Source organism: Methylobacterium sp. WL116 (assembly GCF_008039455.1).
Lineage (GTDB): Bacteria > Pseudomonadota > Alphaproteobacteria > Rhizobiales > Beijerinckiaceae > Methylobacterium.
Window position 1 is genome coordinate 1 of record NZ_VRUV01000176.1, and the last position, 8,361, is coordinate 8,361.

Annotated in this window: 4 protein-coding genes and 1 pseudogene; all 5 read left to right on the plus strand. The window is 72.3% G+C overall.

Features of this window, described 5'->3' with window-relative positions; genetic code table 11:
* Window positions 1–391 (plus strand): annotated as a pseudogene (locus FV223_RS30425) (nitrate transporter); the annotation flags it as partial.
* A gap of 699 nt (window positions 392–1,090) precedes the next feature.
* Complete coding sequence (locus FV223_RS14135; RefSeq protein ID WP_147727642.1) at window positions 1,091–2,368, plus strand: FAD-dependent oxidoreductase; 1,278 nt, start codon at window positions 1,091–1,093, stop codon at window positions 2,366–2,368.
* 12 nt (window positions 2,369–2,380) lie between these two features.
* Window positions 2,381–4,165 carry a NirA family protein gene (locus FV223_RS14140; RefSeq protein WP_147727643.1) on the plus strand — a complete coding sequence of 595 codons (1,785 nt, stop codon included), beginning with the start codon at window positions 2,381–2,383 and terminating at the stop codon, window positions 4,163–4,165.
* Entirely contained in the window at window positions 4,162–5,763 is a 1,602-nt protein-coding gene (locus FV223_RS14145; protein ID WP_147727644.1) for a sulfite reductase subunit alpha, read from the plus strand. The genes FV223_RS14140 and FV223_RS14145 overlap by 4 nt, the downstream gene beginning before the upstream one ends.
* Before the next feature lie 113 nt (window positions 5,764–5,876).
* A partial coding sequence (locus FV223_RS14150) for a nitrate reductase (protein WP_147727645.1) occupies window positions 5,877–8,361 on the plus strand: 2,485 nt, incomplete at its 3' end.

Here is an 8,361-nt window from a genome sequence, read left to right on the forward strand (position 1 = left end):
GAAGGTCCTCGCGGTCGCGCCGCGGCTCGACGGCGCGATCCCGCCCCTGGTGCGGGCCGTCGCCAGGGCAGGGCGCTGGTGCGCGGACCCGGCGAACCGCTCCGAGCTAGCCCACCGGCTCGCGCGGCGAGCCTATCTCAACCTCGATCCCGCCCTGATCGCCCGCACCCTCGAGGGCACGATCGTCCTCGACGGGACGGGTCTGCAGCGCGAGGCCCCCGACTACCTGCGCCTCGACGCGGCGGCGCAGGAGCCGCGCGCCGCGCATGCCGGCTGGGTGCTGGCGCAGATGAAGGCGGCAGGGCAGGGGCCGCTCGACGACCTCCTGCCCGCCGCGGAGGCGGTCTACCGCCCGGATCTCTACGCGGCGGCCGGACTATCCCCCGCCTGAGACCTGCGGGACGCCCGCATCCGACGGAATCACCTGCGAGGAAACGGAACGCAGAGGCCGCGACGTCGTTATCGTCATGCCATGCCAGGTTGCCGCAAGCTCGACACCGCCTCGTCCATTCCCGCCTCGCGCGGACGCGTGGACCTCTCGGCCTATGTCCGACACCGGGGCCGCGCGCCCCGAGCGATGAACGACAACCGGCGGGAGCGGGCAGCGCACCCCTGGCGGTGGGCCCTCCTCATCGGCGCCGTCCCCGTCGTCGGCCTGATGGCAGCCCTCTCGACCCTCATCTAGCCGACCCGCCGGGCACAAGCCTCCTGGACGCTCGCGCCCCCCGCCGAGCGTCCTTCCCGCGTTAGACGGGCCCGCGACGCTGCGCGGTCGAGTCGAGAGTGCATCGTGGGCCCCTGCCCGATCGGGCTTCATTCGCCTCATCTTTGTGCAGCGCACACCCTCCGCGCGAAATCGGGCACCGACCGCTCGGCCGTGCCCGGCAGAGCGCGCGAGCCTCGTCCCGCCGAACTGGCACGGAACCTGCTGAGGTGATCCGACCCGTCAACGACGACGGGCAGCACCGTCAGCGAGGCCGCTGAACCGATGTCTCCTCGCGGGCGGCGACGCTTGCCGGGAGGTCGATCGGCGGCGGCTTTTTTCGTGGCGGACGTGCCCGGCGCAATCGAGGACGAGACCCTTCCACCGATGCTCACAGCCCAGACGGATCAGGTTCCAGCCGCGGAGATCCCGCGCGAGAGGCTCGTCGTGGTCGGCAACGGCATGGCCTCGCTGCGGTTTCTCGAGCGGCTGACCGAAGGGTCGCCCGGCCGCTACGACGTCACCGTGGTCGGCGCCGAGCCGGTGGCCGCCTACAACCGGGTGCTGCTGTCCTCGCTCCTCGGCGGCGAGGTCGACGAGGCGGCCTGCGCCTTCCGCGGGCTCGACTGGTACGAGAGCCACGGCATCCGCCTGATCACCGGCGCCCCCGCCACGCAGGTCGACCGCGAGAACGCGCTGGTCGTGGTCGGCGAGACCCACGTCCTGCCGTTCGACAAGCTGGTGCTCGCGGTCGGCTCCGTGCCGATCCGCCTGCCCAAGCCCGGGATGGACCTGCCCGGCATCATCACGTTCCGCGACCTGGCGGACGTGTCGGCGATCCGGAAGGCGGCGGTCCAGCACGCCAAGGCCATCGTCATCGGCGGCGGCCTGCTCGGGCTCGAGGCGGCGGTCGGGCTGGCGCGGCTCGGCGTCGACACCACCCTGCTCCACGTCATGGACCGGCTGATGGAACGGCAGCTCGATCATTCCGCGGCCGCCCTGGTCCGCCGGGCGATGGAGGCGCGCGGCGTCAAGGTCCTGCTCAACGCCGACACCGACCGCGTCGAGGGCGACGGCCGCGTCGAGCGCCTGATCCTGGCTGACGGCACGGTGCTGCCGGCCGATCTCGTCGTCATGTCGGTGGGCGTGCGCCCGAACCTCGCCCTAGCGCAGGGCGCGGGGATCGAGACCGGGCGCGGCATCAAGGTCGACGACCGGATGACCACCTCGGACCCGCGGATCTTCGCGCTCGGCGAATGCGCCGAGCATCGCGGCATGGTCTACGGCCTCGTCGAGCCGGCCTACGAGCATGCCGAGACCCTGAGCCGCCACCTCTCCGGGCTCGAGGCCCAGTATTCCGGCACGGCGCTCTCGACGAGCCTCAAGGTCTCGGGGCTGCCGGTGTTCTCCGCGGGCGTGGTCGACACGCCCGACACCGCGGAGGCGATCGTGATGAGCGATCCGGGCGCCGGCCTCTACCGCAAGCTCCTGGTCGAGCGCGACCGCCTGATCGGCGCGGTCTTCGTCGGCGACATCGGCGAGCAGGGCCTGTGCAAGACCCTGATCCGCACCGGCGCGCCGGTCGGGGATCAGATCGACGACCTGATGTTCGGGCGCCCCGCGGCGCCCCCGGCCGAACCCCTCGCCAAGAATCTGGCAGCGTGAAGGAGGCAGACCATGGCTGAAGACTTCAACGCCGAACAGCAACGCTACCTCGAAGGCTTCGCCTCGGGCGTCGCCGCCGCCCGCCTCACCGGCGGCCTCGCCCTCGGCCAGGGCGGTCCGCCGCCCGAGCCGACTGGGCCGGACGCGATCCACATCAAGGCGCAGGACCGCACGGTGAAGGCCGGCGGCAAGCTCTGCGAGCAGGAGAAGTGGAAGCGCGCGGAGAACCCGTTCGAGGGCCACAACCGGCTGAAGGTGGAGGCCGCCACCGGCAAGGCCCCGAAGCCGGAGGACAACTTCCGCTGGCGCTACCACGGACTGTTCTGGGTCGCCCCGAACCAGACCTCGTTCATGGCGCGCCTGCGCATCCCCAACGGCATCCTGCACCATTGGCAGTTTTCCGGCGTCGCCGACCTCGCCGACGCGCATGGCGGCGGCTACGTCCACGTCACCACGCGGGCGAACCTCCAGATGCGCCACATCGCGCCCGAGCACGCCCAGCCCTTCCTCGACGGGCTCGTCGACATCGGGCTGACGGCGCGCGGCGCGGGCGCCGACAACATCCGTAACGTCACCGGCTCGCCCACCGCCGGGATCGACGCCCAGGAGCTCCTCGACACGCGTCCGCTCGCCAAGTCCTGGAACAACTGGATCATCAACGACCAGTCGCTCTACGGCCTGCCGCGCAAGTTCAACGTCGCCTTCGACGGCGGCGGCATCGTCGCGGTGCTGGAGGAGACCAACGACATCGGCTTCCAGGCGATCGAGGTGCTGGAGGGCGCGAGCGTCGCGCCGGGCGTGTGGATGCGCCTGGTGCTCGGCGGCATCTCCGGCCATCGGGACCTCGCCCGCGACACCGGCATCGTGCTGAGGCCGGAGGATTGCAACGCGGTCTCGGATGCGATCATCCGGGTGTTCATCGAGAACGGCGACCGGACCAACCGCAACAAGGCGCGGATGAAGTACGTCCTCGACGCCTGGGGCTTCGACAAGTACCTCGCCGCCGTCGAGGAGAAGCTCGGGCGCAAGCTCGACCGGGTCGACCCCGCCCACGTCGCGCCGCGCCGCACCACCGACCGGTTCGCCCATGTCGGCGTGCATGCGCAGGTCCAGCCCGGGCTGAACTGGGTCGGCGTGATCCTGCCGGTCGGCAAGATCATGAGCGACCAGGTCCGCGCGCTCGCGCGGATCGCGCAGGAATGCGGCGACGGGCAGATCCGCATGACGGTCTGGCAGAACTTCCTGTTCTCCGGCGTGCCCGACGCCAAGGTCGCCGAGGTGGAGGCGCGGGTGCAGGCGCTCGGGCTCACCACGAAGGCCGCCGGCATCCGTGCGGGGCTCGTCGCCTGCACCGGCTCTAACGGCTGCAAGTTCGCCGCCGCCGACACCAAGGGCGACGCGATGATCATCGCCGACCACGTCGAGGCCGCGCTGCCGGAGCTCGACGTGCCGGTGAACGTGCACGTCACCGGCTGCCACCACAGCTGCGCCCAGCACTACATCGGCGACATCGGCCTGATCGGCGCCAAGGTGGTGGTCTCGGAGGAGGGCGACACCGTTCCGGGCTACGACGTCGTGGTCGGCGGCGGCTTCGCCGAGAACCCGAAGATCGGCACCGAGATCTGGACCGCGATCAAGGCGGAGGACGCGCCGTCCCGCGTCGAGGCGCTGCTGCGCACCTACCTCGCCCGCCGCACCGGGCCGGACGAGAGCTTCCAGACCTTCACGGCGCGCACCGGGCCGGAAGCCCTGCGCGACCTTGCCGAAGACCAGCCAGGCCTCAAGGCAGCCGCATGAGCGAGCACGTCTCTCCCCCCCTCGTCCTCGTCCCCGAGAACGCCCCGTTCTCCGCCGACCAGCGCTCGTGGCTGTCGGGCTACTTCGCCGCCCTCCTCGGCCCGGCGGTCGAGGGCGCCACCGCCCTGGCCCCCGGCGACATGGCCGGCGGCCCCAAGCTCGCCGACAACGACGACGCGCCCTGGCACGACCCGTCGCTGCCGATCACCGAGCGCATGGAGATGGCCAAGGCCCGGCCCGAGCCGCAGAAGCTCATGGCGGCGATGGCGCAGCAGGATTGCGGCCAGTGCGGCTACAATTGCGCCGACTACGCCAACGCCATCTTCCTCAAGAGCGAGGCGCGTCTGAACCTCTGCCAGCCCGGCGGCAAGGAGACGCTCCGGATGCTGAAGAAGCTCGACGAGGAGTTCGGCACGGGCGACGCCGGCGCGCCGGCCGCGGCCGCAGGCGAGGCGGCGGCGGACAAGGCCGCCGACCTCGGCCCCCTCGGCTTCTGCCGCGAGAACCCGGTGGAGGCGATCTTCCTCGGCCGCCGCCGGCTCAACGAGCCGGGCGGCGAGAAGGAGACGTGGCACGTCGAGTTCGACCTCAGGGACACGCCGATCAGCTACGAGGCCGGCGATTCGCTCGGCCTGTTCCCGGCCAACGCGCCGGCGCTCGCCGACGCGGTGATCGCCGAGCTCGGCGCCCGCCCCGAGCGGGTGATCGGCGGCAAGACCCTGCGCGACCGGCTAATCGCCGACTACTCGCTCGGCGCCGCCCCCGACGGGCTCTACCAGCTGCTCTCGCTGCTGACCTCCGGCGAGGCCCGGCGGAAGGCCAAGGCGCTCTCGGCCGGCGAGGACCCGGACGGCGACGCCGCCTATCTCGACGTGCTCGGCGCCCTGCACAAGTTTCCCGGCGCGCGCCCGGACGCCGAGGTCTTCCTCGAATCCCTCGACGAGCTGCAGCCGCGGCTCTACTCGATCTCGTCCTCGCCGAAGATGGATGCGGGCAAGGTCTCGCTGACGGTGGACGCGGTGCGCTACAACCACCGCTCGCGCCTCCGGCTCGGCGTCGCCTCGACGCATCTCGGCGAGCGCATGCCCGAGCAGACCCGGGCGAAGATCTACCTGCAGAAGGCGCACGGCTTCGGGCTGCCGAAGGACCTCGCCACCGACGTGATCATGTGCGGCCCCGGCACCGGCATCGCGCCGTTCCGGGCCTTTCTGCGCGAGCGCGCCGCGACGCAGGCGCCTGGGCGCAACTGGCTGTTCTACGGCCACCAGCGCCAGGCGAGCGACTTCTTCTACAAGGACGAGCTCACCCGGATGCGCGACGACAAGGTGCTGACGCGCCTGTCGCTGGCCTGGTCGCGCGACGGCACCGAGAAGACCTACGTCCAGGACCGCATGCGCGAGAACGGCGCCGATTTGTGGAAGTGGCTGGAGGGCGGCGCCCACTTCTACGTCTGCGGCGACGCCAAGCGGATGGCCAAGGACGTGGAGCGCGCGATCATCGACGTCGCCGCCCAGCACGGCGGCAAATCCCCCGACGAGGCGGTGGCCTATCTCGGCGCGCTGAAGAAGGCCGGGCGCTACCAGGCCGACGTGTACTGAGCCGACAGGGCCGCCCTCCCGCTCGCGCGGGAAGGGCGGCCCTGGGGAAGCCCGGCCCGACTCTTGCTGCCTCCGCCGGCGCCGGCCGACGTCGTGAATACGAGGACCCTGCCATGACCGTGCACGTGCCGGAGCCCCAGGTCTCGAACCAGCAGGGCGCGAACCAGGCTGCGGCGGTTCGGACCACCTGCCCCTATTGCGGCGTCGGGTGCGGGGTGATCGCGACGCCGGACGGCAAGGGCGGCGCCGGGATCGCCGGGGACACCGCGCACCCGGCCAATTTCGGCCGCCTGTGCTCGAAGGGCTCGGCGCTCGGCGAGACGCTGGGCCTGGAGAACCGCCTGCTGCACCCGCACGTCGACGGCGCGCGGGTGTCGTGGGAATCGGCGCTCGGCACCGTCGCCGGCGCCTTCCGCCGCACGGCCGAGACCCACGGGCCGGACGCGATCGCGTTCTACCTGTCCGGGCAGCTGCTCACTGAGGATTACTACGTCGCCAACAAGCTCGCGAAGGGCTTCCTCGGCACGCCGCACGTCGACACCAACTCGCGCCTGTGCATGTCCAGCGCGGTCGCCGCCCACCGCCGGGCCTTCGGCTCCGACACCGTGCCGGGCTGCTACGAGGACCTCGACGAGGCCGACGTCATCGTGCTCGTCGGCTCGAACACCGCCTGGTGCCACCCGATCCTGTTCCGCCGGATGGTGGACGCGCGCACGACGCGCGGCACCAAGCTCGTGGTGGTCGACCCGCGCCGGACCGAGACCGCGGAGGAGGCCGACTTGTTCCTCGGCCTCAGGCCCGGGACCGACAGCGCGCTGTTCTCGGGCCTGCTGGTGCATCTCGACCGCATCGGCGCGTGCGACGCCCGCTTCGTGACCGACCACACCTCCGGCTACGAGGGCGCGCTCGAGCGGGCGCAGTCGATCGCGCCGACGCTGGCCGCCACCGCGGCGGCGACTGGCCTGTCGGAGGCGGACGTCTCCGCCTTCTTCGACCTGTTCGCCGCCACGCAGCGCGTCGTCACCGCCTTCTCGCAGGGCGCGAACCAGTCGGCGCAGGGGACCGACAAGGGCAACGCGATCATCAACTGCCACCTCGCCACCGGGCGCATCGGGCAGCCGGGCGCGGGGCCGTTCTCGCTGACCGGCCAGCCCAACGCCATGGGCGGGCGCGAGGTCGGGGGGCTGGCCAACATGCTGGCCGCCCACATGCACTTCGCGCCGGAGGAGGTCGACAAGGTCCGCCGCTTCTGGAACGCGCCGAACCTCATCACCGGCGAGGGGATGAAGGCGGTGGCGCTGTTCGACGCGGTCGCCCGCGGCAAGATCAAGGCGCTCTGGGTGATGGGGACCAACCCGCTGGTCTCGATGCCGCAGGCCGACACGATCAAGGAGGCCCTGAAGGGCCTCGACCTGCTCGTCGTCTCCGAGGTGATGGCCGATTCCGACACCGCCCGCGCCACGGCCCGGAAGACCGTGCTGCTGCCGGCCCTGGCCTGGGGCGAGAAGGACGGCACGGTCACCAATTCCGAGCGCCGGATCACGCGCCAGCGCCGCTTCCTCAAGGCGCCGGGCGAGGCGCGGCCGGACTGGGCGGTGCTCGCCGACGTCGGGCGCCGCCTCGGCCACGGCGCCGCCTTCGGCTTCACCTCGGCGGCGGCGGTGTTCCGCCAGCACGCCGCGCTGTCGGCGTTCGAGAACAACGGCACCCGCGACTTCGACATCGGCGCGCTCGCCGACATCGGGGACGCCGCCTACGAGACGAACCTGCCGGTGCAGTGGCCGCTGACGAAGCGCGGCGGCACGAAGGCGCGGCTCTTTTCCGACGGCCGCTTCTTCACCTTCGACAAGCGCGCCCGCTTCGTCGCGGTGCAGGCGCCGGCCCTGGCGCAGGCGACGAGCGCGGCGATGCCCTTCGTCCTCAACACCGGCCGGGTGCGCGACCACTGGCACACGATGACGCGGACGGGGAAGAGCCCGCGGCTCTCGGCCCATCGCCCGGTGCCCTTCGTCCAGGTGCATCCGCGCGACGCCGCCGCCGCGGGCCTGACCGAGGGCGGCCTCGCCCGGGTCTCGACCGCGCACGGGGCCGCCGAGCTGGAGGTGATCGTCACCGAGGCGGTGGCGCCCGGCAACCTGTTCATGCCGATGCACTGGAACGATTCGAACGCCTCGATGGCCCGCGTCGGGGCGCTCGTCCGCGGCGTGCCCGACCCGCTTTCGGGCCAGCCCGAGCTGAAGGCGACGCCGGCGGCGATCCAGGCTGCCGCCTACCGCTCGCGGGGCTTCCTGCTCAGCCGCGACCCGGTCGCGGCGCCCGCCGGATGGTGGTGGGCGCGCGCCACGATCGCCGGCGGCGCGGGCCTGCAATTCGCCACGCAGGACGGGTCGCGCGAGGCCATGCTGCTGATGCGCGGCTTGTTCCAGGGGCTGGAGCTCGCCGAGTACGCCGACCATGCCCGCGGCCGCTACCGCTGCGCGGTCTACGACGGCGAGCGCCTCCTCGCCTGCCTCGCGTTCGGTCCCGACGCGGGCCGGCCCGACTGGGAGGCGGCCAAGGCCCTGTTCGCGGAGGCGGTGCCCGGCGCGGCCGAGCGCC

What these genes read in the sequence shown, in the direction of transcription:
- FV223_RS14135 (WP_147727642.1), top strand. Translation starts at nt 1,091, where the DNA reads ATGCTCACAGCCCAGACGGATCAGGTTCCAGCCGCGGAGATCCCGCGC.
- FV223_RS14140 (WP_147727643.1), top strand. Translation starts at nt 2,381, where the DNA reads ATGGCTGAAGACTTCAACGCCGAACAGCAACGCTACCTCGAAGGCTTC.
- FV223_RS14145 (WP_147727644.1), top strand. Translation starts at nt 4,162, where the DNA reads ATGAGCGAGCACGTCTCTCCCCCCCTCGTCCTCGTCCCCGAGAACGCC.